The following is a 26,400-nucleotide window of genomic DNA, read 5'->3' on the forward strand; positions in this document are numbered from 1 at the left end:
TTTCTTTTGTTAGAATCATAGGCTGCCTCACATTCAACATATCGTCTATATGATTTATACTTTGATCTGGATTCTAGAAAAGAAATGGCGATGTTTTTATCTCTTTTTATAAGCACCTTATTCAGTTCTACTTTCCAACTCCATATTTTCCCTTTGAACTTATCATACCTCTCCTTTTCATAGGTTGGTATCGCGCTTTCATAGGATGTGGTTTTGGTGAGGAGATAATCATTCAATAATTTTCTATCGTGGGAACTATCCCCTTCATAGGGCAACTTAATGCGGTCATTACCTTGAATACCTTTTGTAATCAAACTCCTCCACGGAATTGCAGATTGTTTAATTACGTTCACTTCTATTTTTAAATATTCTGCTACTCTACAAAAAACATAATCGAATGGAGCATGTGGTGTTTCAAAAATAATTACCCTGCTAATTTCATTTTGCTTCAGAATAGACAAGGCGAAAACGGCTAATCTTTCCACTAAAATATCTGAGTCATATAGGCTTTCAAAATTATCCTTTCGCTCAAGGATATGCCAAAGGTTGTAATCGTTAAAGACAAACGATAGCATCTCTTGATAATTGGAGCTATTGGTTACCTCTACTTGATTGGCCTTAGGTAACTTCATTTCATTATAGAACGCATCCTTATTCATCAACTTAAATTGCCCTTTATTTGACCAGTCAGAATAGAACCAATTATCTATAAATACCAAATCATCCGCAGAGAGCAGGTTATGTACTTTAGTAGTTAAAGGTATACCACCCGGAATTAAAACAATAGACATTTGAACAAGGAATGATTAAGAGATAAAGTCAAACAGATCTGGACTAAGGGCCTCGCCCCTATCAACATCAGCCATAATTTTTGTACCTAATATTTTATTTAAGTATTTAGGGTGCAAGCCAAAACCCGGCCTGATGCTTCTTACATTTTCTTCGGTAATTATGTCTCCGGACTTAATGTCCTTCACTGCATAAAGTGATCGACAAAACTCCTTTCCCTTATGCTGCTTTTCGGTTAAAGTATAATCTACTTTACCAATGGCCATTTCTGCCTCTCTAACTGATTTTACCATGGCCGTAAATTCTTCTTCATTCATAGAAAAAGATGCATCTGGACCACCAATTGATCGATCGAGTATGAAATGTTTTTCAATAATTTTTGCACCAAAACAGGTGGCTACAATAGGTACTGTCGCCCCCATGGTATGATCAGAAAGACCAGAAATCACTCCATAACGCTCTGCCAAATCCTTTACCATTATCATATTGGCTTCATTGATTGGTGCAGGATAGCTAGAAGTACACTTCAATAATGCAATATCATTATTCCCCATTCTTCTACAGGCATCCAGTGCTAATTCGATATCAGCTTGCTCTGCGATTCCAGTGGAAATAATGACCGGTTTGCCCTTTGATGCAACATATTCGATTAATGGAATATCCGTGATCTCAAAAGAAGCAATCTTATAGGCAGGAACATCCAATTTTTCTAAAAAGTCAACTGCAGTTTTATCAAATGGTGATGAAAAGCAAACCAAGCCTTCCTTTTTAGCTACTTCGAAAAGCCGCTTGTGCCATTCCCAAGGGGTATAGGCTTCTTTATAAAGATCATATAGCTTTCTCCCTCCCCAGATCGTGTCTTTTATAACAAAGTCATCTTTGTCGCAATCAATGGTAATTGTATCTGCTGTATAGGTTTGGAGTTTAATCGCGTCCGCTCCAGCCCTTTTGGCAGCATGAATTGTTTCAATAGCCGTTTCTAAACTTCCGTTATGATTAGCAGAAAGCTCTGCTATTATAAAAACAGGTGATTGGTTATCTATTATGTGATTATGCAATATCATTGTGCTGTATCAATGCTTCTCCAGAAATTGTAACTTGTTTATGGCTATCAAATATTTCTGTGGTAATTAGTGCTCTGTGCTTCTCAATATAAACTTCCTTCACTGTAAAGACCGCCTTGTATTCTTCTTCCGTATACATTGGCTTAAAAAAATTTAAGCTTTGATTTAAATAAATCGTACCATGTCCTGGAAAGATAGTACCAAATACCTTTGAAAACATACTTCCGCTTAGAAAGCCGTGGATAATTGTCCGCCCAAAAATGGTGTCTTTTGCGTATTCTGCATCGAGATGGATAGGGTTAAAGTCTCCAGATGCCTTTGCGAAATTTTCGACATCTGTCTGATTGAACGAAAATTCATACTCAAACACGGAATTTACTGTAACCTTATTCTCCATATATTGCCTTTTTTTGAAATGACTTCAAACGATCCCATTCTGACTTCAGAATGGCTAGGCCAACTACATCCAACTTCTTACCCTCCTTTACACAATGCTCTCGGTAATAGGCCTCTCTTCTAAAACCGAACTTTTCGTGCATTTTAATCACCTTGTCATTGTCAACAAAAACTTCACACCTCAGCTTGTTTAACTTAAGTTCATTGAACACATACTCTAGAACATTATACTCTACTTTAGCGCCAATACCAGCACCGCGCACAGAGCTTTCTCCAAGATAAAAAGCCCAATAACAACTTTGCAAAGTATGATCAATACCTGTAACACTTGCTAGACCTATTTTCTTTTCATCATAGGAAATGAGCCAATAGCGTGATTTCTCTTCATTTATACTGTTAAACCAATTACGTTGATCGCTAGGAGAAATCTCTCTCTCATTATACATATAGGAGGCAACATTTGGGCTATTCCTCCAGACCCTAACTTGCTCAATATCATCCAATGAAAGCTTTATTAACTCAATATCCATAAAATCAATTTTTGTTTAATTTTCCGTGAATCACAACATCGATATAATCACCATTATAGAAGACATGTTCTTTAAGCCTAGCTTCCTTTTTAAAGCCACTTTGCTCAAAAATGATATAAATTTGTGGTCTCAAGTCAAAAGCATAAGTTACTATTTTGTGCAAATTCAATTCCCTGAAAGCAATTGATTCTATTAAAGTCAGAAACATTTTCCAATTCGACTTAAAGAAGTCTTCTTCAAGTTCGGTATTCATTATAAAAGAAATTTCAGCATTCTTGTCTAGCCAATTGATATGAACTAGGCCTCCATATCCAATGCATTCACCCTTCTTTAGAAAGGAAAATAAAATTTGTTGTGGCTTCTGTTGCTCAAAAAGACTACTTATTACATTGTCAAAATAGGCATCCTGTTGCACCTTAGTCAACGGTTCGGCTTGACGTAAATGATAAATCTGTTCGTTTCGCCACTGCATGATATCGTACCGATCTTGTTCTCGAATTGGAACGAGCGAATACTCCCCATCAGTGAAAACCTGATTATCTAAAACTTTGTATTCTCTGTGCATTGACTAATTCAACCTCTTAAAGCCACCATGACAAACGGGGCTTTCTAACAATGAATTTATATCGATTTCACCCTTTTGGCAATCTGATATAGTATTGAAAATGGATTCTAGCTCATCAAAATAGCGGTTTACAAATTCAGGCTTATGTTCTGTGCAAACATATACACTATTTGAAGCCAGAATACCCTTTTTAAGCATCTCTTGGGTGATAAAGGTTTTATATTTCAACCAGTCTTCAGAAGCTATCGAAAAAGAGGTAAGGGCTGGTAAGCCTGCCGTATTGATATCGAGATTGTATTTCACACCTAAATCAGCCCATCGTTGTGTAATATCGAGGCCAATTTCAGTAATGGTTTCCCATGACTTAGTTTTCGCCATTACTTCCAATGTTGCCAATGCTGCTGTTGGCCCTATTCTTTCTGTCCAAAAAGTACTGCTGATAAATGTTTTCTGAGCGGCTTCCATCACTGAACGCCTGCCCAAAACAGCAGTAATACCATAACCGTTACCTAAAGCTTTACCGAACATACACATGTCTGGTTCCACCCCATACATCTTATGTAAACCACCAAAAGTCTGTCTAAAACCAGAAGTACACTCATCAAAAACTAATACTATCCCATTTTTAGTCGCTAAACTTCTAACCTCATGTAAAAAATTATTCTCAGGCCCCATATTTCTGGATACTTCCATTTTAATAACTCCTAAATCAGGGTTATTCTGAACCAAAGCCTTTAAGCCTTCAATATCATTGTAATTAAACGGAAGCACGGTATTCTTTAAGTTCCGAGGGACTCCACCTGGATTCAGGCCTGGTAATAAATGTCCGTTTAAACCAGCAGCATCTCCTAGATTTGCAGAAAGATACCAGTCATGCCAACCATGATAACCACAAATGGCCACTTTATCTTTACCTGATGCGGCTCTAGCGATGCGAATGGCTATTGCGTTGGCTTCACCACCACTTCGTGCCAACCTTACCATATCACCCCATGGATGTAATTCGACTAATTTTTCGGCTAAATAAACTTCTTCAGGGCAATTTAGAGTTGACATATTGCCTTGTGTCACTACCCTACGTACTTCATCATCAACCGTTTCATTCCCATAGCCTAGAATATTCGTACCGATCCCCATGATGGACATATCTAAATACTGATTATCGTCTAGGTCCCAAACTTGACAGCCTTTGGCCTTGCTGAAGTATGAAGGCCATTTTTCAGGTAAGAACATTTCTGGTCTTTTCGATAATAGCATTGTCCCTCCTGGGATCAACGTTTTTGCTTTTTTATAAAGTGCTTGCCCTTTACCCATTGTATTATAAATTATCTTTTTGCAACGACTTTAAATATCCTTCATTTCTATAAATAGACTGATTCTTGAATTTATCAGAATGCTCTAGTATATACTGTGTATATGTTTGCCAAGGCTCATTTGCTCCTAACTCATTAATCAACGTTTCAATTGCTTCAAAATCGTCTGGCTCATCGACAGTCATTCTAATTTGGTTGTAATCTTTTTCGCAACCCAGATTCTGCGCCTTAAAAAAGTAGCCCCCCATAAAATCACTATTCTTTCGAATATAGGGAGTCACATGCTCTCTGTCAGATTGAAGTTTAGCTTCCTCCCAAGCTTTTTTTAACGCCTTAAAAGAAAACACTTCAACGTCTTGTCCATCAGGATATAACTCTTTGAGGCCATTTGAACCATAGTCCAAACCCTCGGCCCTCACCATTTCTATTACCTTGTCTACTAGGTCAGGATCAATTAAAGGACAGTCTGAAGTTACTCTAACAACATAATCTGGTGCAAAGTCTTTGACGCTTTGATAAAACCTATCCAACACATCGTCTGTAGCGCCTTGGAATACATCCACCTCCATTTTCTTTCCTATTCCCAGAACCTCTTCTATACCTGACTCAAAAGTAGTAGCCACAATAATCTTTGTCGCAAGTTTTGATTTCTTTAATCGTGAAAGATGAATTTCAAGTAAACTCTGGTCATTTATCCTTTTTAATATTTTACCAGGCAACCTAGAGCTCCCAATTCTAGCCTGAGTTACAATTGTCACATTCATCAGCTCCAGTTTACGGGGTTAAGCAAAGCCGTTTCTTGAACCATTAAGTTGTCAATCATTTCAAAATATGATTCTAGGTTTTGAGTTTGTGCCCATTGCAGATTCTGCTCTAATTGCTTTAAGCTGTCTACCCCAATTAATACCCCATCAATATAAGGTTTCGAAAGCGCATAGTTCAGCGCCAAAGCACCAATACTCACTCCTGCTTTTTCTGAAATGGCTTTTACAGCTTCTATTTCCTTGCTAAGCGGCTTTAGTTTTTCAGGAATATAATTTGCTTTCATAAAGAAAAGACCTTGTAAAAATGCAGACCTCGTGTGCACTTGTTTGTTATGCTCCTTGCATTTCATTAATGCATCAGATCGGTGGAGATGATTATCCAAAAGATTGAAGGGTGACTGAACCAAGTCAATGTTTCTATCGGGAGCCACAGCTTCCAATTCCTCATTTGTATATACTGAAACTCCTAGCTTTTGAAATTTTATGCCTTTTTGAGCAACTAAAATTTCTTGAATCTCTCCCCTAGTTTCTAAATAATCTCTGTAAGAATGAAACATTAGGGTGTCAATACTTTCCACACCTAAATTCCTAAAGCTATTCTCAAGTGAGCTTTCCCAAGTTTTTCCATTCTTCAAAGCGAGCTTTGTGATAATATTGAACGGGTTTTGATCCTTCGACTTAATATAATCTCCAATCACCTGTTCTGACGAACCATAAGCTGCTGCTGTATCCAAAGTTCTAATACCAACATTCAGTGCTAAATCGAGGATTTTATGAGCGTCAGGAACACTCATTTGCCCCAATTTATTATTGACACCATAGTTCAACCCAAATTGAACTGTACCTAAGACAAGTTTACTTATAGCTTGCACTATTATCCTTCTTCAATAACGATATGCTGTACTTGTCGTGATAATCATCTGAAGCGTCACGCCCTTTTTCTGAATGGCTCCAGGTCGACTTATCCAGCAGGTAATACAATTTCGAGGCTGTAAATACCTCATCGTAATTCTGCTTAAAAGAAAAGGCACTAAAGTTTTGAATGTGGTGATAGGCATTCATAAGAGCTTTTTCTGAAAAGAAATCCACAATAATCAAAACCCCTCCATTCTTTAAAACTCTATCTATCTCAGCAATAACTTTAAAAAGTATTGCTCTATCCACCACATAAAAAACAAAACCTACAATAACAATGTCCATAGATTCATCTCCATACTCACTCAAATCATCCGCTGTCCCATTTAAAAAATTGACCTTCGGGTAGTGAGATCTGCCGTAATCAATAGCTTGTGTAGACGGCTCAACACCATGAACATTGCACCCTGAAATCCGAGATCTAATTCCTTCCAAACGATACCCAGCAGAACAGCCTATCTCCAATACACTTGTTGGTTTCAGTCCATATTCTTCAATCAAACCAACTACTCGATCATTATCAGGTGAATAATTAGAAATAACTTTAAAGTTTCTTTCAAACCAAGCATTGGCTTCATAGGCCAAAAAGGCTTCTTTTTGACTAGATTTCATAAAAACTAAGTATGGTGTCAATTACGAACTCTAATTCACTATCCGCTAATGTTGGGTACATGGGCAGACTCAAACATTGAGAATAATACTTTTCAGCAAATGGCATATCACCTTCGTTCCAACCATACTGTCGATAATAGGGCATAAGATGACAAGGGATATAGTGAATTTGGGCAAATATATTTTTTGACCTTAAGAAATTATATAGTCCCAAACGGTCTTCCACCTCAATCACATATAGGTGATAGGCATGACCTTCTACCACTCCTGATTGCCCCTTAATAAAAGGTTTTTCTTTAAAGGCTTCAAAATAGGCTTTTGCTATCTCTTTTCTTCTTACGAGTCCTGCATCTGCTCGTTTCAATTGGCTTAAGCCTAAAGCTGCTTGGAAGTCGGTCAAGCGGTAGTTATAACCTAAGGCTTGCATTTCCATGTACCATGCAGGGTACTGGGTATTGGGTACTGGGTATTGGGTAGCACCTACCGCTAGCTCAATGCTGTTCTGAAATTGGGTAGTATCTTTCGTGATGCCATGGGTGCGCAACATCAACAGTTTTTCATAGAGGGTTTTGTCATTGGTGGTAATCATTCCTCCCTCACCAGCTGCAATATGTTTCACTGGATGAAAAGAGAAGATTGCTAAATCAGCAAAGTTGCCATTTCCACAATTTTGACTTACTACTTTTGAATCAGTTAGGTATCCTCCTGGAGCGTGACAGGCATCCTCTATGATCCATAAATCATACTCATCGGCTAAAACACGAAACGCTTCCAAATCATTAGCCCTTCCAGCAAAATCTACTGGGATAATTCCTTGGTATGATCCTTTAGGGGCAGACGCTAAGAGGGTCTTTACCTTGTTAATGTCTAATAAGTAAGTATCAGGATTGATATCGGCAAAAACTACTTCACCTCCACAATAACGGACGCAATTGGCAGAAGCCGCAAAAGTAATCGGAGTTGTGATCACCTTATCACCCTCTTTTACCCCAAGCACTAAAGCACATAGGTGCAGCGCTGCTGTACCATTGGCCACTGCCACTGCATATTTACTTCCTACATAATAGGCAAAGGCTTTCTCAAACTTGAATATCTCTGGCCCTTGGGTAAGGTAATCAGACTTTAATACGTCAACCACCGCCTGAATATCTTCATCGGTAATATTTTGACGCCCGTATGGAATATTAGTGTTCATTAAACCTTAAAATCAGGATCCACATGCTCTATAATCAATGAACGTAAACTTTCAACCGTTTCCCACTCCGTATTCTTATCAGAAGAATAACTAAATCCTTCCTCAACTTTCTTATGGTTATTTTGCTCTAAGAATTCCTTTAAAGGGCGAGCGGGTACTGTCGGTACAATCACGTAGTATTTACCCAAGTCATAGGTGTTATATGAATCTGATGATGTAATCATCTCTTCATGCACTTTTTCTCCTGGGCGGATTCCGATAATCGGCTTCTCACACTCTGGACCAACTGCTTCGGCTACATCTAGGATACGATAGGAGCGTATTTTAGGCACGAATAATTCTCCCCCTAAGGCATGCTCCAAGGCGTGCATTACCATATCTACCCCTCCTTGCAAACTGATGTTAAAGCGGGTCATATGAGGGTCTGTTATCGGTAAAATACCGGTCGGCTTTTTATTAATAAAAAATGGAATAACTGACCCGTTAGATCCCATTACATTTCCATAGCGTACTACAGAGAACCTTATAGGATTAGTGCCCTTGATATTGTTGGCAGCAATAAACAGCTTATCAGAAGTAAGCTTTGTAGCTCCATATAAATTAATTGGTGCACAGGCCTTATCCGTTGAGAGGGCCACTACCCTTTGTACATTGGTGGCTAAGCAGGCATTGATTACATTCTGAGCCCCATCTATATTTGTCTTAATACATTCTTCTGGATTGTACTCCGCAATATGTACATGCTTCATAGCGGCCGCGTGTATGACAAGATCTACCTGTTGAAATGCCCTTTTTAAACGCTCATAGTCACGCACATCTCCTATAAAAAAACGAATTTGCGGATACTCAGACTCCGGAAACTCTTGGGCCATTTGGAACTGTTTCTGTTCATCTCGACTAAAAATGATGAGTTTTTTTACATCAGGAAAGTTCGTAAGAATATGTGAGGTTAAGGCCCTGCCCAAAGAGCCCGTTCCACCAGTAATAAGGATAGTTTTATTTTTCATCTTAACGACTTAATCTTCTTTCAAAAGTTATAAAGCTTAGCAAAGCTATGCTTTAATTGGAATCTCTAATTTCTTGTTGTATGCCTTCACATATATTTTCAACGGCCATATTACCTACAGCGCAATAATAGTCCTTCATGATGAAGTTACTTTGTGTAGACCAAAGCTCTTCCAAATATTTCAAACCCTTCAGTTTTAAATTTGTCGATTCCCTCTCTAATTCAATAGAGTCTGAAATATTTGGAAAAAAACTTGTCCTCACAAATAGTTCATCCAATTTAAGATCTACGCTTGATATTTTATACACCCACAGAGGAACACCACTAGCAACCGCTTCTGGACCAATACTGCTAATGGTCACTATAAGAAGGTCTATTTGTGTGAAAAAATCATTATTGGCATCAGTTCGCTCTTCCGTTTCATAAATCTTCAACCTTGGATCACTCAACATCCAAGGAAATACTTCTTGGGAAGGTCTAATCTTAATCATTATGTCAAAGTTCTTTAACTCACTCTGCTCCAGTAGCCAAAAAATAATACGCTTTTCAATATCAATCACATGTCCTCCCGATAAACCAAAGCCTATTACGTTAGTCATGCCTCCTTTAAAGGAACCCTTTTGAGCAACTGGATTCCCTATATTCCTAACCCTTGAATTTTTCAAACCGGCTTCAAGTAACAGCCTTTTTTGGAAGTCACCCCAACACCATATCTCATCGGCTATCACGGGATAATACCCATCTACCGTATCAATAGCTCCATGCTGTAGTGTAACAGACTTAACACCCAATTTGGAGGCCGCTAAACAAAAGGATGTAGCTAGCAAATTACCACGATCCGTATCGACTAAAACCATCCTATAGCCTCGTTTTTCACATAATTCCAAGGCATAATAATAACTCATTAAGCTTTTAAACAATTCGAAGCGGATTTCTGATTCAGGTATTCCGAACCCCATGTCAATCAATACTTTATGAGCCTTTTTACTTGAATTCCATGAAATATATAATGACCTAAAGACCTGTGCTATATTGGCGGGATAGTATAATCTTTTTTGCCTCACTGAATTGAAAGATTTATCTGAATGAACTATCAAATCTGAATCTGCTCGAAATCTTTCGTGAATCGGATTAATTAAAGATTGAAAATGATACTTATTTGAATTTCTAATCAGTAATAATTTGACCTTTGTTGAAGCTGTACTTTTTGCTTTGATTACCTCGAATAATGCGACCAAAAACAATTTCAACAAGGAAGGTCTTGTTTTTAAAGGTCCCCCTTCAGAGAAAACCCAGCCAATGGGTCCCTTAAGCATAGAACCAATTTCAAGTTCTGGGTTAAGATCATTTAACGTCAACTCTGCTTTTGCAGTAGCCTTATCAAGCTCATTGGCCGTTACTCCCGTATTTTCATAAACATGAGGGTTTACAGTAAACTTGTATTTCAAATCGTCATTCATAAGGTATAACTACCATGGGTTTCATAATATGAATGGACTCTTTCATGAAGAACTCCAATTCAAAGCTCAGTTTCTTAAACCTTGCATACATTGTATTATTCACAGCCACTGAAAAGAATAATTAACGGGGTGCGGACGAATCTAATACTTTCAGCATCTTTGGTTTAGTATTAATCATCCAAACCATCACGAGCTGCTGTATGCCGCAGTTTCCATTCTCCATTGATATCCTTTGCCCAAAGGTGAGGGGATCTATTTTTTTCTATTGTCTCCCAGAATTCTTCTTCGGTGGTATCAATATATTCAAGAAACTCCTGAAAAAAGCGCTTTGGAAATTCCTGATCAAATTTCTGAGCTAATACCACTCCTTCTTCTCTGGTAATTTTGTCATTTCTTATCTCTTGAGCAGCATCATAAGTGGCGCGGCCAATGCCAAACTTAATCAAAGTAGTATAGTAGTGAAATGGATCGATTTTATCATCTATACTGCTGTACTTAGAGTAACTCCCTTCTGTACGCTCCGTATTGGCCTGAAATCCAGTATTCTCAACTGCGTAATAGTAACACTCCTGCGGATCCCATTTCAGATAATATCCCAGATAATGCACTTGAATACCTTTTTCTTTAAGTACTTCTGGCTTGGTAGGTATATATGGTGTAAAGTCATTCATTTTATACCCATGCTGATCAATCAAATCAGCCACACTTACACCGCCCAATTTCATTTTCATAGGGTTATCTACCGAGAAGAATTTGGTATCCATGGTCGGAATGTTATTCTCATCTACCTTATTACCATATTCTGCTTGATTTTCTCCATACATCACCAATTCCACACCAAAGCGCGCAGCCATTGCAGGCCCAATAATTCTTTGACCAATAATGAAGGGCTGAAAAGGATGAAGTAAATTATGAAAGGCCAACTTGGTCAAGTATCGGTGTAACTTTCCATCAGGAGTATATAGGATGTTGTCTAATGCTCCCTCGTGCATCCAGTTAGTAAAGTTCTTCCAACCAATATCGGTATATAAATGTGGAGCCCAAGTGACAGTCAGCGGGTTCATTCCATATTTATGCTTTAAAATATGAGCAGTATAAGCGCTATCCTTTCCTCCGCTCCCTGGCACAATTACATCATAACGTCCATCGTTTCTTCTGAATTTATCGAGAAGTTTCAAAAGGGTTTCTTCCCTTTGGTTCCAGTCTATTCCTTGGTCTTTTTCTTCATTATACCTACAGGCAGAGCAAACTCCATGCTCATCGAAATTAATTACCTCCTTCTTCTCACCTTTCTCATTTTCAAATTCAACTGTGGAGCTAGGTCGCTGATTGGAAATCACGCATTTCTTGCAAAATTTCACTTCTGCCGGAAGCCCAAAAAAAGTTTCAGTTTGATTCATAGTTTATCTTCCTTGTCGATTCAATAAATTCACTTAACATATTTAACCCCAAAGCACCACTTTTCTCTGGATGAAACTGAAAACCTGTAATATTATCTTTTTGTACAGCAGAGCAAAAGTACCCGTCCCCATAAAAGGTATGACTAAGCACTTCACTTTGGTCATTTGGCAGGGCTACATAGCTATGAATAAAGTATACATCTGATGAAATCGCTGTCGATTCCAAAAGCGTATTATTCCACCTACCATGACTCGGAGGTGATATTTCATTCCAAGATACATGCGGCAACTTTTCTTCATTACCCAACTTTAATGGAAGCTTGACCACCTTTCCTTTGATCAGGCCAAGCCCTTTATTGAATCCAAACTCCTCGCTTTCCTCTAGAAGCATTTGCATCCCAAGGCATATTCCAAGGAATGGTTTTCCTGAATCTACGAATTGATGAATTAGTCCTACTAGATTCCTATCCTTCAAATTTTGCATGCCTTTTGCGAACGCTCCTACTCCCGGTAAGATCAACGCATCAGCCGACAGAATAAGCTCATTATCAGAGGTAAGTATAGGCTCTGCACCAATACTGGTAAGTGCATTCGTGATGCTTCTCACATTGCCAATGCCATAGTCTAATACTGCTACTTTTATCATAACCTCATGTGTATATCTTGCGCGATAACACTTTCTTTTATCTCAGGTATTGAATGAATATTATAATGAATAAGAGAAGCCAGAGCGACTGCGGATGCTGTAGTTTTCTTTTTAAGCTCTACAATATGGTTGATCTTGCCAGCCCCCCCACTAGCAATCACAGGCACGCTGACCATGTTACTCACCTGATCAATAAGGTCTAGATCAAAACCTTTTTTTGTGCCCTCTTGGTCAATGGAGGTAACCATTATCTCTCCTACTCCTAGGTCTTCCAGTTTTTTGACCCATTCAATCACGTCAAGTCCTGTTTCTTCCCTACCATTGTCAACATAAGCCTCCCACTTATTGATTCCTTTAGATTTAGCCTCAATAGAAGCTACTATACATTGAGAACCGTAAACTCTTGAGGCATCTGAAATAATTTGGGGAGTCTTTACGGCTTGTGTATTTAACACAATTTTATCTGCACCTGACTTAAGCGCCAGTTCTATATCATGTAATGATCTTATGCCACCGCCAATGGCTATGGGTACAAATACCTCTTTACAGGCTTGCTCGATAATATTAAACAGGTTATTTCTACCATATAAACTGGCCACAGCATCCATGAACACAATCTCATCAATACCTTCATCGTAATATTTTTTCGCCAACACATTAGGGTTTCCTATCTTCCTTAGCCCCTCTAAATGAATTCCCTTAATGACAAATTCATTTTTAACATCCAGCCTGGCTATTAACCTAAGTTTATGCATTAATTAATGTCGTTGAACAGTTTTTGTTTTGAGATGTTCCAGAATTTTTCAGTTAGTAATACATCCATAAATTTCTCACAGCTCTTGCCTTCTCCATAAAGTTCGATAGGTGTCAAGCTCAAGTTTAAGGCCTGTTTAATACCATCAAGCAGTGCCGTTTTATCATAACTACAGTGTATCAAGTCAGTGTTTTCTGAGCGATTGTTTTGTCGATTCCCTATGTTAATAGCAGGCAGGCCATAATATGGTGCCTCCATAATGGCTGCGCTGGAATTTCCTATAATGAACTGTGCATTTTTTAGAAAGGTTAAAAAGTATTCGAAACGTACTGAAGGGAATATTTTAATTCTATCTAATCCTCTTAGTCTATTGTACTCTCTTAAAATATCAGAGGAGCCTAAATCATTGTTAGGGTAAATAACCACGTAATTCAAGCCTGATTCCAATACTGTATCTACGACTAGTCGTGCATATTCTGTCATTCTATCCTTCTCAGTGGTGACGGGATGAAACATTAGAATTACGAAATCATCAAAGGGAATATCATACCTCTCCTTGGCCAATGCAATCGTAGGGAGTTTGTCGGAAAACATCACGTCTACATCTGGGCTTCCAATGGTGAATGTACTTTCGTTAAGTTCACCCATTTGCATAAGCCTTTTTTTCGCCCTTTCATTAGATACAAAATGCACATGGCACATTTTGCTTACGGCATGCCTTATTAATTCATCGATAGTCCCAGAGACTTCTCCGCCTTCTATATGAGCCACCAGGATATTGTTTAGGGCAGCGGAAGTAGCACCTGCCAAGGCTTCTACTCTATCCCCATGTACCACAACCAAGTCTGGCTTATTTTCTCTTATATAATCTGAAAACCCTGAAATCGTTTTGGCTAAAGTCTGATCCATTGTAGTTTCATCGGTACGGTTAATGAATTTATAAATATCGGAATAGCCGTATTTTAAAATTTCATCAACAGTGTAGCCGTATTGTGCTTGCATATGCATACCTGTCACAAATAAGCTTACATTAAACTGATCATGCCCTTCGCATACATCAATCAAAGATTTAAGCTTACCGAAGTCCGCCCGAGTTCCTGTCAGAAATACAATATTCTTTTTCATCCTTCAGAAATATCAGAAAGCTTAAGTTGGATGTCGTTCTCTAAATTTCGACTAGCAGTTTTACCTATTATCGACTCGTAGAGTTCAGCTTTAATATCGCCTGTTCCGGGTCGTTTCACCCAGAGGTTATCCTTGGTGAATTTTTCGCCCTTTGCTACCGGATTTATAGTACATACCGAAGCAAACGCAAAGTCGATTGTAACTTGCTCTTCCTTTAAAGGCCCTTTTTTTCCACCTCTCTGCTGTTTTATAATCTTTGCTCCCTCGATCAGCTCACTGCATGCTTCTTCATCCATTGAACAGATAATATCTGGCCCCACTCGTTGCATATGATCAGTGAAATGTCTCTCCAATATGCTGGCACCTAATGCTACCGCCCCAAGGCAGGCATGATTTGATAGTGTATGGTCTGAAAGTCCGAATGGCACACCGGGAAAATGATTGGACATTTCCACCATAGCACCAAGCCTAACTAGGCTGTTTGGTGTAGGATATAGGTTTGTAGTATGCAGCAAACAAAATGGCACCTTATGTTTTTCGAAAATCGAAGTGGCTTTCTTAATAGATGCGATAGTGTTCATTCCAGTACTTAAAATCACAGGCTTGCCCAATGAGGCTATATGATTAAGTAAGGGATAGTTATTACACTCTCCAGAACCAATTTTAAAAGCAGGTACATCCATACGTTGCAGCCTATCTACAGCTGCACGAGAAAACGGGCTACTCATAAAAATCATGCCCTTTGAATTAACATAGCGCTGCATTTCAATTTCCTCTTCTTCGTTGAGAGCACAATGCTGCATTATTTCATAAATTGAAATATCAGCGTTTCCCGGCTTGATACCTCTTGCTTCTGAAGACATTTCATCTTCAATAATATGGGTCTGGTGCTTTACGATTTCTGCCCCTGCTCTATGGGCTGCATCTACCATTTCTTTGGCTACGGTTAAAGAACCTCCATGATTGATGCCTATCTCCGCAATCACTAAAGGGTCGTAATCATACCCAACCTTTCTTCCCTGAATTTCAAACATATAAAAAGTCTATAATGCTAGTAATCTATCTGTGATCTATAAGTGGAGAAAACTGACTCTCCGATAATAAAATCTTCCATCGTATCGATGTCAATAGCATAGGGTATTGCATCAATCACTAAAGTTTCACTGTTAGTGTCAAAAATATTTCCTGAACGGATAAATTCAGGCTTGGATACATAAAGGTTGCCATTTTCATAGTAGAGCTTTTCCATATCTTGGCTACGTTGCCCTGGCTTGTAAAATTGAGGTTGCCACTTCCCTTCTTTCAATAGCCCTAACTTCTTTTTAATCTCTGAAACAGTGATGACGGCAGATTCTTCTGAGCTATAAAATATTTCGAAAGCTCGACTAAGATGATCGAATACTCTAGCAGGGTTGGTGGGCTGCAAGGTTACAAAAGCGGAAACATCTACGTCCTTCAGTGATGCTAAAGCGTGTTGTGCGGCACTGATTGTTGGTGAGAAATCTCCCGAAATACTATCAGGTCTTTTCAGGCCTGTTACCCCCAGTGATTCAGCATATTTCAATATCTCATCATCGTCTGAAGATACTATGATATGGGAAAAGGATCTGCTATTAATAGCAAACATAATAGAATAATATAACAGAGGATTCCCTGAAAACTTCATCAGATTCTTTCCAGGTAATCTCTTTGATCCTCCCCGAGCCGGTATAAACGCAACTTTACTCAAAGGTCAAAATTAAAATTCTTGTAACTCTACCATTCTTTTAAATCTAGAAGACTCTCTCTTGAGCGTATCGAAATCACCGACCCTCTCAATTTTTCCTTTATCCATCAAAACAATCCTATCGGCATTCCTAATGGTCGACAAGCGATGCGCTACAACTAAAATTGTTAGTGTTCCTTTCAGGTCCTCAATGTTTCTTTTAATTGAATTCTCCGTTTCTGAATCAAGAGCGGATGTTGCCTCATCCAAAATCAATAGGTCAATCTCTTTATAGAGCTCACGTGCTATTGATAAACGCTGTTTTTGGCCACCACTCAAATTAATACCATTATCACCTAACTTGGTATCAAGTCCTTCAGCTAAGGGCTCCATAAACTCTTCCATAGCCGCTTTTCTAACGGCCAACTCAAATCTTTTTAGGGTATCACTATTCCTCTCCTCCCAAAAGGTGACATTATTAAATATGGAATCACTGAAAATTACTGGCTCTTGAGTGATATAACCAATCCGTTTTTGTAAAGAGGATTTTTCTAACACGGAGCTATCAATACCGTCATATGTCAATTCACCTTTTCCAACCGGCATTAGGCCAGAAACAACATTAATAAGAGTTGTTTTTCCAGCACCACTCTCTCCCACAAAAGCTACAGTTTCTTTGGCTCGGATGGTTAAGTTAACATCTCTCAAAACCTGTTGATCATCAAAAGAGAAGTTTAAGCCATTCAAGATGATTTCTTTCTTAAAAGACACTAAACTAACGTCTCCATCATTTTCCTTTGATGTACTCAAAGTCTCTTGAAATTCAATCAAGTTTTCTAGAGATCCTATTCTTGCAATAAATTTATTCCAATCGTTCTGCACTGCAATTAAAGTACCTAAAGAGCGATAGAAAAACAGTAAGCTGATTAAAATAGGAGCCAATGATTCTTCAAAAACCATCGTTTGAATCAAAATTGCAGAAGAGACTACCACGATTAATATCGGTTCTTTCACTGCAATTAAAAGTGCATTAAGGGTACCAATTTTTCTGTTCTCTTTTTCAATATTTACGATCGAACCGGAGAGTCTTTTTTCATACTTGTTTAAAAGCCCAGTAGCTTTCAAATACTTAAAATTTTGAACAAACTGTATTAGAAAACCCTCAAAATCATGTGATAAACTCGTTACCCTATGCGATGACCCTCTGGTCAGCTTATATATTTTTCTATATAGAATATTAGTCAATAATGCCCCTATAACCACTAGGAATGAGAATTTGATATCGATAAAAATGGCAAAAGAAACATACACCAGCATTAAAACTAAGTTCTGCAATGCAGAGAAATAGGCGGTATAAGCCACCATTACACGGCCCACTTCACCTGTCAACGTATTTTGAATGCGCCCCATATCAGTGGTCATATAGGACTTGAAAAACATAGATTTCACCCCGCTGAGTAAGCCAAGCCTAATCTTCTTTACATAAAACTGCTGGATGTTTACATTGTATAAACCTGAAAAGTATTTCGCAGTCCCCTTGAGTATAAAAAAAATGCACAACAGTGATAAAACAGAAATAAGCTCAAAAGGTAGCCCTAACTGATCCATTCCGCGTGGGATGAAATCCAACTGTCCTAAATCTTGACTTTCTGCTGAGCTCCCCTTGTTAACCATTTGAAGTAGTGGAAGAAACATAGCCAATCCTAAACCATCCAGAGCTCCTACTATAATACTGAGTACTATAACAACAAACACCCTGTATTTCAACTGTTTGTAGAAATACAGAAAATAGCCTACGATATCTGATCTAAAAAAATTCATTCTAACAATTTACTTCAAAAAGAGAGCTTTTTAACCTGCTGTTCGAACCACATCAAAGCTTTACAATACATAACTTTGTTTGGTCACCTTATTATCATTATTCACCTCAAAATAGATTAACTCCTTATAGCCCATGGCTCTTGATTGTGACTTCGCCTCTTCTAGACTATTTATATAAAGTCCATTTATACCCGAATAATCTCCTAAACCGTAACTCTGCTGTTTCGTCAAGTTAAAGCTTTCACGAATCCCCCCAATACTGGGTATTCCAGAAAGCGCAGAGGGAACAAAGAAATCAGCCAATATGAATTCAGACTTGAACAAGTCCTTTACTGAATTATCTAGGAATAAGATTTTATTACTTTTTGATTCCTCGGAATCTAAAACCATTAACAAATTGATGGTCTCTCTTAGTGCTGGATCGAAATCTCCATTCTCGATCATTCTAACCTGTACTTTACGCTGCTGCTCAATTTGTCGTAATGTTTCATAATGATATGACAGGGCAAAAAATGTAAACACTACTAAAAGTAAAGTTTTATGTTGTTTGGAAATTTGAAAGCGCTCCCAAAGCTGAAACATAAAACTGATGATTATAGGAAAAGCGATAAAAAACTGAACACTTCCAAAATAGAATGAATGATACCAACTGAATGATACATATATAGCTAAAATGAACCCCGTAACGGACTGCACCAGCAAGAATCCATACTCGTTATTTAAATTTGACCATACGCCTTTAGCAATATTTTTTTCTTTTAAAGAAATCCAATGACACAAAAAGAGAAAGGCCCCAAATAGAGAAAGGGGAGTTAGAAACCTTTTAAGCATAGTGTCTAGCCTTTCGAAAAAACCAGCCGCAACAATAGTTGAATCCGAAACCGCAACCACTTCTTTAGTGAAAAATGCAAAGTATATGATTGCAATAATCAAAATCGGATAATATTTTACTTTGTAGTTTAGTACAAACAGCAATGAGAGCCCTGATAATAACACCATTCCTGTTGATATTTTTGCCAATAGTATCAACGATACTATGCAAATTGAATATAGAAAAAACGGGATGCTGTTTTTGGGTTTATTCCTTACAAAGGCAATTAATGAAGTTAGGTATAGGAATGACAAACTTAAAGACAGCCCAAAGCTCTCACTTATAAAAGGTTCTACCCCAGACCATGCTCTAACATTTAAAAAGGAGTTCATCAATACAATAGCGATTGCAAAGAAGAGCAAGCTTAAATCTCTTTGGTAACGAAACTGAAGATACTTTGATGAGACTAAATACAAAGCCTTGATAAAAATAGGAATGAATATAACCACATACCCTAGGTTGTAGAAAAGCACTGTTTGCTGTCCTGATAAATTATTTAAGCCTGCAAACAACCAATGAGACAACCAGTGATATTTTAATTCAACAATACCATGAAGTCCCAATGTTGGGACTCCTGTAGTGTTCAGTAAATTACTTATGGCCATATGGAAAAGAGAATCTTGCTGAGCTTGGCCTAACCAAACTTGTTCAAAGTAGAATATATCTTGAGTTCCTTGTATATAAATAACCAAGGCGAGTACAGTGAAAAGAAGTGGAATCAATATCCACTCAATACGCTTTGGTCCTTTTAGTAAGTTCATAAACTCGGCAAACAAAAGCCCTATAGCCACAATTGCTAGTACTTGTCTCGTTACATCCAAAAAAGGAGTAAAATGAAGTAGATAGCCTAGTAACCCTAAAAAAAGAAGGATAATGATACTCAATACTGATTCATCAGTATACCATTTATCCACAGGGAGTTTGAGGTAGGTACGAAAAAAAAATGGCCCCGAGACTAAAATCGTTGACAACGAAATGAAATAAACTAACTGGTCATAATCAAAAAAACTATCTACCCTTCTTCTAAAGAATAAATAGGCTACAGTAATCAAAACAGAAGTAATGATACATGACAGATTCATGATTGATATAGATGAATCTGAAATTGACCTAGGTTTCATCTTAATCATTAAAAACTATTTTTTAACGGCCACAACAACAAGGCTGCTTCCAAAACGGGCTGTCTTTCCATCCATTAAGTTATTTTGCTCCCTTTTAAGAAGCCTTTTTATCATACTTATCATGAACCCACCCTCAGTGCCATGTTCATTCTCATCGTTTTTAAAATCGCTTCGCCTTAAACCTAATTTGGTGGGTAAAGTACGAAGTACATAAATAGGAAGGTGGAGACACGAAAACATGTAACTGCTATATGTCATTTTGAAACCCGCCCGAGACAAAACTTGAGACAATGATTTCTTTGTGTATCTTCTGAAATGACCAGCCTTTACATCCTCTTGTGACCACAAGTGTTGGAAAGACGGGACGGTGATGAATAATTTGCCATTTTCTGCCAGAGCAGAATGGATTGTTTTTAGAAAGACTTCATGAGCCTCAATGTGTTCTAAAACATCAAAAATACCTGCGTTTTTTAATTCACTTTTCGACCAATCAACATCTTCCAACCTAGCACAAGCCACTTTTTCAATTCCTCGTTTCTTAGCATTAAAACACCCCGTTTGGCCTGGTTCAATTAATACTACATGATGCCCGCTTTCTTGGAGCATGGCGCTTACAAAACCGTTCCCCCCACCAACATCAGCGAACACCCCTTCAGTTGCATATTTATTAATAATGAATGAAAGACATGTATTACGGTGAGCAAACCAATAACTATTATCTTCGAGCTGATAACAAAGCGAGTTACCCTCTTTAGGGTAAGAAATGGCATCTGTATTTGGACTATACCAAATACCCTTTTCTTCTTTTAGCTGGGATAGGAATTGCAAAATTGGATAATCAATTGTGTGATTTTGGTAATTTGATTTACTTTCAGTTCATAGTATAATGGTAACCTGACTACGTTGTCTGAGTATTTATCTGCTTCTGGCAAATCATTACCATCGTACTTACTTGAGTAAAATGGGCTTTTATGGAGTGACAAATAATGGAAAACCGCATAAACTCCTGAGTTCTTTAAAAACTTAATCAACTCATCCCTTAATTGACCATTCTCACATACCAAATAAAACATATGTGCATTATTGGATGCATAGCTTGGTAAGTGAGGGAGCTGAATTTCATTCAAATTGGCACCGCTCAACTCTCTTTTATATTGATTCCAATGCTGTTTTCTCCTATTCTGTATGTCTTTCAGATTTTCGAGTTGTGCATACAAAAAAGCAGAAATGATTTCAGAAGGCAGAAAAGATGACCCAATATCTACCCAATTATACTTATCCACCTCACCACGAAAAAAAGCAGAGCGGTTGGTTCCTTTTTCCCAAATAACTTCTGCCCTTTCTTGAAACTCTGGAGCATTTACAACTAACATTCCCCCCTCTCCACTGATGATATTTTTTGTCTCATGAAATGAGAACGCTGCCAAATGGCCAATACCACCTAATGGTTTGTTCTTATAATAGCTGTCAATAGCTTGTGCTGCATCCTCTACCACAAATAATTGGTATCTATCAGCTATACCCATTACAATATCCATATCACAGGCCACTCCAGCATAATGCACTACTACTATTGCCCTCGTTCTAGATGTAATTAGCTTCTCTATTTGTGACTCATCCATGCCAGGGTGATCAGTTCTAGAATCGCAAAAAATAATCTTAGCTCCTCTGAGAACGAAAGCATTGGCCGTAGACACAAAAGTATAGGAAGGCATAATCACCTCATCCCCTGCTTTAATATCCAACAATATGGCGGCCATTTCTAAGGCATCTGTACAAGAGGTGGTCAGTAAACATTTAGCAAACCCGAATCGATTTTCGAAAAACTCATGGCATTTCTGGGTATAAATACCATTACCCGATATCTTACCTGAGTTCACAGCTTGATAGGTATAATGAGCCTCCTTACCCGTTAAGTAGGGTTTATTAAATGGAATCAAGCCTTCCATAAATGATAAACAAAAGATACATTATCAATTTCAAATTGATTTTTTTCATAAAGCCGCTTAGCTTGATCATTACAACCTTGAGTCGTAACGTACAATGTTTTTATTTTTTCAGAAATCAAATAGTTTTCCACTGACCTAATCAATGTTGTACCAATCCCTTGCCCTTGAAACTGTTCATCAACAGCTACTAAATCTATTGTTCCTGTTTGTTCTTGGTAATCAATATCCAGTGTCAAAAACCCTTGAATTATACCTGACTCTTGACAAAAGAAAACCTCTTTTGAAGAATCGTTTAAAAAATAATTGCCTAGCCATAAATTATAGAGCAAAATAAATTTTTCATCATCGAACTTTGGATCAAGGTGAAAGCGAGAGAATCTCCCACTAAGCAGGGCCAGCTTTTCGAAATTCGATTTCTTATGAATACCAAATTTAACCTTAGAAACTTGTGTTTTCAAGTCATGAAAAGATACATTTTTTACGTATTTAATACGCTCATCCTCAAATAATTGACCTTCAAAATCAGGAACTTTCTTATGAGATAACAGATAAACCAAATCATAACCTAAAAATTGCTTTTTGAAATCGCTGAGCTGTACATCTCTATAAGTAGAAATATTTGATACCCCGATAGTCATTTTAAACATTTCACTATCCCAATCAAGCCTGCTGATCATGTCAAAACGTTGATTTTTCAACGATGTAAATTGGTCTTCGTTTCCCCTCTTCAAAAGACTTCCCAATGTATAAACCTATTACTCCTAGCGTTAAAAGAAGCGTTCCAAAAATTAGCCATAAGGAAATAATTAGACTCGTATAACCAGGGACCTCAATGTCACCAAAAAACCATTGACTAAATATGAAAACAGCGAAAAAAAACGATACAAAAGCAATAATTGCCCCCACCTTCATCACCAATCGGATAGGTTTGTCAGAGTATGCAAGTATGATATCCAATGAAAGGCGTAATAGTTTTGAGAAGGTATAATTAGAACTACCTGTATGCCTTCCTTCATGCTTGACTTCAATACTAGTTTTAGAAAAGCCAACCCAACTAACCATCGATGGGAAAAACCTAATACTCTCTTTCAAAGACCTTATTGCTGCAACTACTTTTTTGTTATATATACCAAAATTACCAACCGTTTCATCTTGTTTCGAGCCAGTTAGGTAACCAAGCGTGCGATAAAATAATTTAGAGGAAAGTCGTTTAAAATAACTATCCTTTCTAACGGTCCTCTGGGCCAACACAATGTCATAACCCGTTAATGCCTTATGGTAAAGTTTAGATATTTCCTCTGGTTGATCTTGTAAATCACAGTCCATTACAACCACCCATTCACCAATAGCTAAATCTAAGCCCGCAGAAATAGCATAATGTTGACCAAAGTTACGGCTTAGTTTAATCCCTCTAATCCATTTTTTCTCTTTCGAATACTGTTCAATCACAGCCCAAGAGTCATCTGTCCCACAATCTTCAACTAAAATCAGTTCAAAATTATTAGTAATTGAAGATAGACTTAGTTCAACCCTCTTGATCAACTCAGGCAGTATTTTCTCTGCGTTATAAACAGGACTAATGACTGAAATTAAAGGTGTACTTTCTACCATTCAACTTAAAACTTAAACGTCACAATTACTCCTAGTCCTATCAAAATCAAGCCTATTAGCTTACCGTGAGAGTAATTTTCATTTAACAAGAAAATCCCTAGTAAAAAAACCAAAGCGGGCGCTAAACTCATTACTGGATATGCTTTTGAAAGCTCCAGTTTGGTCATGGCGGCCATCCAAAATATAGAAGCTAAAAAAGCAGCAACAAAACCAGATAAAATATAAGGATCCAAAAAAAGCTTAAGCAGGAAGATTACTTTTGTTTTTAATCCAACAGGAAGGCTCCCATATTTCAATATCCGCCATTTTAATATCAACTGACCATATACCGTAAGTATAAGCGTTGCAAATACGGCAGAATAAGCATTCATTATTTCTTAGATGACCATTTTTTAATCAAACTCCTTTTAGGCTTAGTGTCAGATTCCTCATAATACCCCCCTCCATATTGATTACCATAGCCATAACCATAACCATAACCGTAACCGTAGCCATAATTATAACCATAACCATAGCCCGTTCGGGATTTAAAATCATTTAAAATTAGGGCCATGTTTTTAACAATCCCTTTTTCAACATACTCATTAAGAGGTTTTAAAGAATCTTGTTGCGTATAGAGGTGACGTACTACGTACAAACTGACATCTGCATATTTAAGTAAGCTAAAAGTATCGGCAACAATACCAATTGGAGGGGTATCGACAATGACAATTTCATACTTAGATTTTAAGTATGTCATCAATTTTTCCATCTTTTTCCCCATTAATAGCTCCGCTGGATTCGGTGGCACAGGCCCCCCAAAAATCACATCCAAATTATTGAATTCAGTATGAGTAACGATATCTTCCATTTCAACAAAGCCACCTAAATAATTTGAAACTCCTATGTCATTTGTTAAACCAAAATCATCAAAAAGTTTTGGTTTTCTCAAGTCTAAACCTAGGAGAACTGTTTTCTTGCCACTGATCGCCATTATGGAAGCTAAGTTAGTAGAGCAAAAGGATTTGCCCTCACCCGATGAACCTGAGGTTACAAGGATAGTCTGCAGTTCATTTTCACTGCTTAAGTATTGGAGGTTAGAACGTAATGAACGAAAGGTTTCCGCAATTATCGATTTGGGCTTATCAAAAATAGCCAAATTCGATTTTAATTCATTATGCCCAATTACTCCAATTATTGGGAGAGAAGTTATTCGCTCTATCTGCCCTCTAGTCTCTATACGATTAAAAGTAAGCTCTCTCAGAACAATGAACAACAATGGAATAATCAAACCCAAAGCCCCCCCTACTAAATAATTAAGCTTATAATTTGGTGAGTATGGCGTTGAAGGCAGTATAGCGGGGTCTACGATCTCAGAATTAGCAACATTAGAAGCTGATACAATTGAGGCTTCCTGTCTCCTTTGGAGTAGGTTAGTATAAATTCCGTTTACAATATTAAATCTCCGCTCAATATCTAAGTAATTCCTCTCAACAACAGGGTACTCCTCAAAATCTTTTTCAACCAGTCCATTTTCATCCTTGTACGCCTTAAGTTGACCTTCTAGTTCATCAATTTTCAGTTTAATATAGCTCTTTAGATTTCTCTGAACTTGACCGATCTGCTCATCTAATGACTGAATGGTACTATTATATTTCTCTAAATACTGAAGCAATGCTGAACGCTGTAAAGTGAGTTCACTAATTTGATCCGTAAACTGATTAATATAGGTATCTTCAATACCGTACAATGAAGGGGAGACGAGATCTTGAAGACTGTCGTTATTCGCAATTTTATTCAGTGATTCATTTAGAAAAGTAACCTGCCTTTCCAGTTTTCTTATCTCAAAATCAGAGTCATTTATTTTTGACAAAAGCTCTGACCCTTTACTCGCTAAATCTAGGAATCTATTCTCAATTCTATAATCAGACCTCTCTGTGCTTAATTCTTTTAAGCTTAACTCTAGGGTATCCATTTGCTCATCAATAAAGGCAATGGTTTTTTCTGCCTTACTGTTTTTCAAAGAGAGTTCTCTTCTTTGATAAACTTCGAGCAACTTATTCGAAAAATCAACACCCTTTTGAGGAACATCTGTAGTTAGAGTAATAACAGCGATAGAACTGAAAGCCTTCAAATAGGTTACCTCTAGACGGCTTTGAAAGCTGCTAACAAGGCTTGCTCTACTGTTTATTTTAAAAGAATATGTTTTACCAGCCAAGTTGGCATAATTCTTAAACTCCACCTTAAACCGGTACTGCCCACTTTCGATCCACCCATCTGGGTGATAGCGGATCTTATTTTCAAGACCTTCTTCTCCTCCTCGCCCAATACTAAACTCATTCCCTTCATAAAAAACAAGTTTCCATTCTTGATCATAAGGCTGTTCATGGTTCTTGTCGTACAGAATCACAAAAGGCAGAGTTTGGTATTCTTCGATGGTTTTTATTCTCCCTTTAGAATAAAAAGAGACATCAAAATCAAGACTATCCAAAGCGCTCTCAATCAAAGGTTTAGATTTTAAAATCTCAATCTCGTTCAAAAAAACAGTCCCGAAGTCAAAGCTAAACTGTGCCAAAATACTCTGATCTATATCTCGGTTTTTCTCAGGAATGAGAATTGTACTTCTTACACTAAATCTTTCTGTTGTGTACCTATGATAAATATACACCGTAAGCAACAACATAAACGTGGAGATAATAAATAATGGCCACAAGCGGATATACTTAAAAACCACCTCTTTCGGGTTGAAAGCCGTTGCGCTTGTTTTACTCTCCCCTTGACCAAAAAGCTCTTCGAAATCTCCCATCCT

Annotated in this window: 26 protein-coding genes; all 26 read right to left on the reverse strand. The window is 37.7% G+C overall.

The features are described 5' to 3' along the window. The coding region (locus VOI17_RS08700) for a hypothetical protein (RefSeq protein ID WP_323756860.1) at nt 1–791 on the reverse strand (791 nt) is incomplete at its 3' end. 15 nt (nt 792–806) lie between these two features. Continuing rightward, nucleotides 807–1,847 (reverse strand): pseudaminic acid synthase, encoded by a 1,041-nt coding sequence (gene pseI, locus VOI17_RS08705; RefSeq protein WP_323756861.1) that lies wholly within the window; start codon nt 1,845–1,847, stop codon nt 807–809. Next, complete coding sequence (locus VOI17_RS08710; RefSeq protein ID WP_323756862.1) at nt 1,840–2,250, reverse strand: MaoC family dehydratase; 411 nt, start codon at nt 2,248–2,250, stop codon at nt 1,840–1,842. Before VOI17_RS08710 ends, pseI begins: the two co-directional genes overlap by 8 nt. Further along, on the reverse strand, nt 2,240–2,779 hold the full coding sequence (gene pseH / locus VOI17_RS08715) for a UDP-4-amino-4,6-dideoxy-N-acetyl-beta-L-altrosamine N-acetyltransferase (RefSeq protein ID WP_323756863.1): 540 nt from the start codon (nt 2,777–2,779) through the stop codon (nt 2,240–2,242). Before pseH ends, VOI17_RS08710 begins: the two co-directional genes overlap by 11 nt. A gap of 4 nt (nt 2,780–2,783) precedes the next feature. Next, on the reverse strand, nt 2,784–3,344 hold the full coding sequence (locus VOI17_RS08720; RefSeq protein ID WP_323756864.1) for a GNAT family N-acetyltransferase: 561 nt from the start codon (nt 3,342–3,344) through the stop codon (nt 2,784–2,786). A gap of 3 nt (nt 3,345–3,347) precedes the next feature. Then, nucleotides 3,348–4,658, reverse strand: coding sequence for an aminotransferase class III-fold pyridoxal phosphate-dependent enzyme (locus VOI17_RS08725; protein ID WP_323756865.1), 1,311 nt, complete (start codon nt 4,656–4,658; stop codon nt 3,348–3,350). 4 nt (nt 4,659–4,662) lie between these two features. Next, a complete protein-coding gene (locus VOI17_RS08730) occupies nt 4,663–5,421 on the reverse strand; it encodes a glycosyltransferase family protein (RefSeq protein WP_323756866.1) in 759 nt (252 codons plus the stop codon). Further along, nucleotides 5,421–6,293 carry an aldo/keto reductase gene (locus VOI17_RS08735; RefSeq protein WP_323756867.1) on the reverse strand — a complete coding sequence of 291 codons (873 nt, stop codon included), beginning with the start codon at nt 6,291–6,293 and terminating at the stop codon, nt 5,421–5,423. Before VOI17_RS08735 ends, VOI17_RS08730 begins: the two co-directional genes overlap by 1 nt. Continuing rightward, nucleotides 6,277–6,948: a class I SAM-dependent methyltransferase gene (locus VOI17_RS08740; RefSeq protein WP_323756868.1), complete on the reverse strand. Its 672-nt coding sequence runs from the start codon at nt 6,946–6,948 to the stop codon at nt 6,277–6,279. Before VOI17_RS08740 ends, VOI17_RS08735 begins: the two co-directional genes overlap by 17 nt. Continuing rightward, on the reverse strand, nt 6,938–8,143 hold the full coding sequence (gene pseC, locus VOI17_RS08745) for a UDP-4-amino-4,6-dideoxy-N-acetyl-beta-L-altrosamine transaminase (protein ID WP_323756869.1): 1,206 nt from the start codon (nt 8,141–8,143) through the stop codon (nt 6,938–6,940). Before pseC ends, VOI17_RS08740 begins: the two co-directional genes overlap by 11 nt. Then, nucleotides 8,143–9,150 (reverse strand): UDP-N-acetylglucosamine 4,6-dehydratase (inverting), encoded by a 1,008-nt coding sequence (gene pseB, locus VOI17_RS08750; RefSeq protein WP_323756870.1) that lies wholly within the window; start codon nt 9,148–9,150, stop codon nt 8,143–8,145. Before pseB ends, pseC begins: the two co-directional genes overlap by 1 nt. Nucleotides 9,151–9,202: 52 nt before the next feature. Then, nucleotides 9,203–10,609, reverse strand: a complete 1,407-nt coding sequence (locus VOI17_RS08755; RefSeq protein WP_323756871.1) for a hypothetical protein — start codon at nt 10,607–10,609, stop codon at nt 9,203–9,205. A 170-nt stretch (nt 10,610–10,779) separates the two neighbouring features. After that, nucleotides 10,780–12,009: an N-acetyl sugar amidotransferase gene (locus VOI17_RS08760; protein WP_323756872.1), complete on the reverse strand. Its 1,230-nt coding sequence runs from the start codon at nt 12,007–12,009 to the stop codon at nt 10,780–10,782. Further along, nucleotides 11,996–12,655, reverse strand: coding sequence for an imidazole glycerol phosphate synthase subunit HisH (hisH, locus tag VOI17_RS08765; protein WP_323756873.1), 660 nt, complete (start codon nt 12,653–12,655; stop codon nt 11,996–11,998). The genes VOI17_RS08760 and hisH overlap by 14 nt, the downstream gene beginning before the upstream one ends. Then, nucleotides 12,652–13,410: an imidazole glycerol phosphate synthase cyclase subunit gene (locus tag VOI17_RS08770; RefSeq protein ID WP_323756874.1), complete on the reverse strand. Its 759-nt coding sequence runs from the start codon at nt 13,408–13,410 to the stop codon at nt 12,652–12,654. Before VOI17_RS08770 ends, hisH begins: the two co-directional genes overlap by 4 nt. After that, complete coding sequence (gene neuC / locus VOI17_RS08775; RefSeq protein WP_323756875.1) at nt 13,410–14,534, reverse strand: UDP-N-acetylglucosamine 2-epimerase; 1,125 nt, start codon at nt 14,532–14,534, stop codon at nt 13,410–13,412. Before neuC ends, VOI17_RS08770 begins: the two co-directional genes overlap by 1 nt. After that, on the reverse strand, nt 14,531–15,568 hold the full coding sequence (locus tag VOI17_RS08780; protein ID WP_323756876.1) for an N-acetylneuraminate synthase family protein: 1,038 nt from the start codon (nt 15,566–15,568) through the stop codon (nt 14,531–14,533). Before VOI17_RS08780 ends, neuC begins: the two co-directional genes overlap by 4 nt. A gap of 17 nt (nt 15,569–15,585) precedes the next feature. Continuing rightward, on the reverse strand, nt 15,586–16,263 hold the full coding sequence (locus tag VOI17_RS08785; RefSeq protein ID WP_323756877.1) for an acylneuraminate cytidylyltransferase family protein: 678 nt from the start codon (nt 16,261–16,263) through the stop codon (nt 15,586–15,588). 9 nt (nt 16,264–16,272) lie between these two features. Continuing rightward, complete coding sequence (locus VOI17_RS08790; protein WP_323756878.1) at nt 16,273–18,060, reverse strand: ABC transporter ATP-binding protein; 1,788 nt, start codon at nt 18,058–18,060, stop codon at nt 16,273–16,275. Nucleotides 18,061–18,120: 60 nt separating this feature from the next. Beyond that, nucleotides 18,121–20,061 (reverse strand): hypothetical protein, encoded by a 1,941-nt coding sequence (locus VOI17_RS08795; RefSeq protein WP_323756879.1) that lies wholly within the window; start codon nt 20,059–20,061, stop codon nt 18,121–18,123. Between the two features lie 6 nt (nt 20,062–20,067). Beyond that, a complete protein-coding gene (locus VOI17_RS08800) occupies nt 20,068–20,880 on the reverse strand; it encodes a class I SAM-dependent methyltransferase (RefSeq protein WP_323756880.1) in 813 nt (270 codons plus the stop codon). Then, a complete protein-coding gene (gene rffA, locus VOI17_RS08805) occupies nt 20,859–22,001 on the reverse strand; it encodes a dTDP-4-amino-4,6-dideoxygalactose transaminase (protein WP_323756881.1) in 1,143 nt (380 codons plus the stop codon). Before rffA ends, VOI17_RS08800 begins: the two co-directional genes overlap by 22 nt. Further along, nucleotides 21,989–22,699 (reverse strand): GNAT family N-acetyltransferase, encoded by a 711-nt coding sequence (locus tag VOI17_RS08810; RefSeq protein WP_323756882.1) that lies wholly within the window; start codon nt 22,697–22,699, stop codon nt 21,989–21,991. Before VOI17_RS08810 ends, rffA begins: the two co-directional genes overlap by 13 nt. After that, nucleotides 22,680–23,612, reverse strand: coding sequence for a glycosyltransferase family 2 protein (locus VOI17_RS08815; protein ID WP_323756883.1), 933 nt, complete (start codon nt 23,610–23,612; stop codon nt 22,680–22,682). The genes VOI17_RS08810 and VOI17_RS08815 overlap by 20 nt, the downstream gene beginning before the upstream one ends. Before the next feature lie 5 nt (nt 23,613–23,617). After that, nucleotides 23,618–23,983 (reverse strand): EamA family transporter, encoded by a 366-nt coding sequence (locus VOI17_RS08820; protein ID WP_323756884.1) that lies wholly within the window; start codon nt 23,981–23,983, stop codon nt 23,618–23,620. Beyond that, complete coding sequence (locus tag VOI17_RS08825; protein WP_323756885.1) at nt 23,983–26,397, reverse strand: GumC family protein; 2,415 nt, start codon at nt 26,395–26,397, stop codon at nt 23,983–23,985. Before VOI17_RS08825 ends, VOI17_RS08820 begins: the two co-directional genes overlap by 1 nt. Between the last annotated feature and the right edge of the window lie 3 nt (nt 26,398–26,400).

The organism is Roseivirga sp., assembly GCF_034669765.1.
Classification (GTDB): Bacteria; Bacteroidota; Bacteroidia; order Cytophagales; family Cyclobacteriaceae; genus Roseivirga.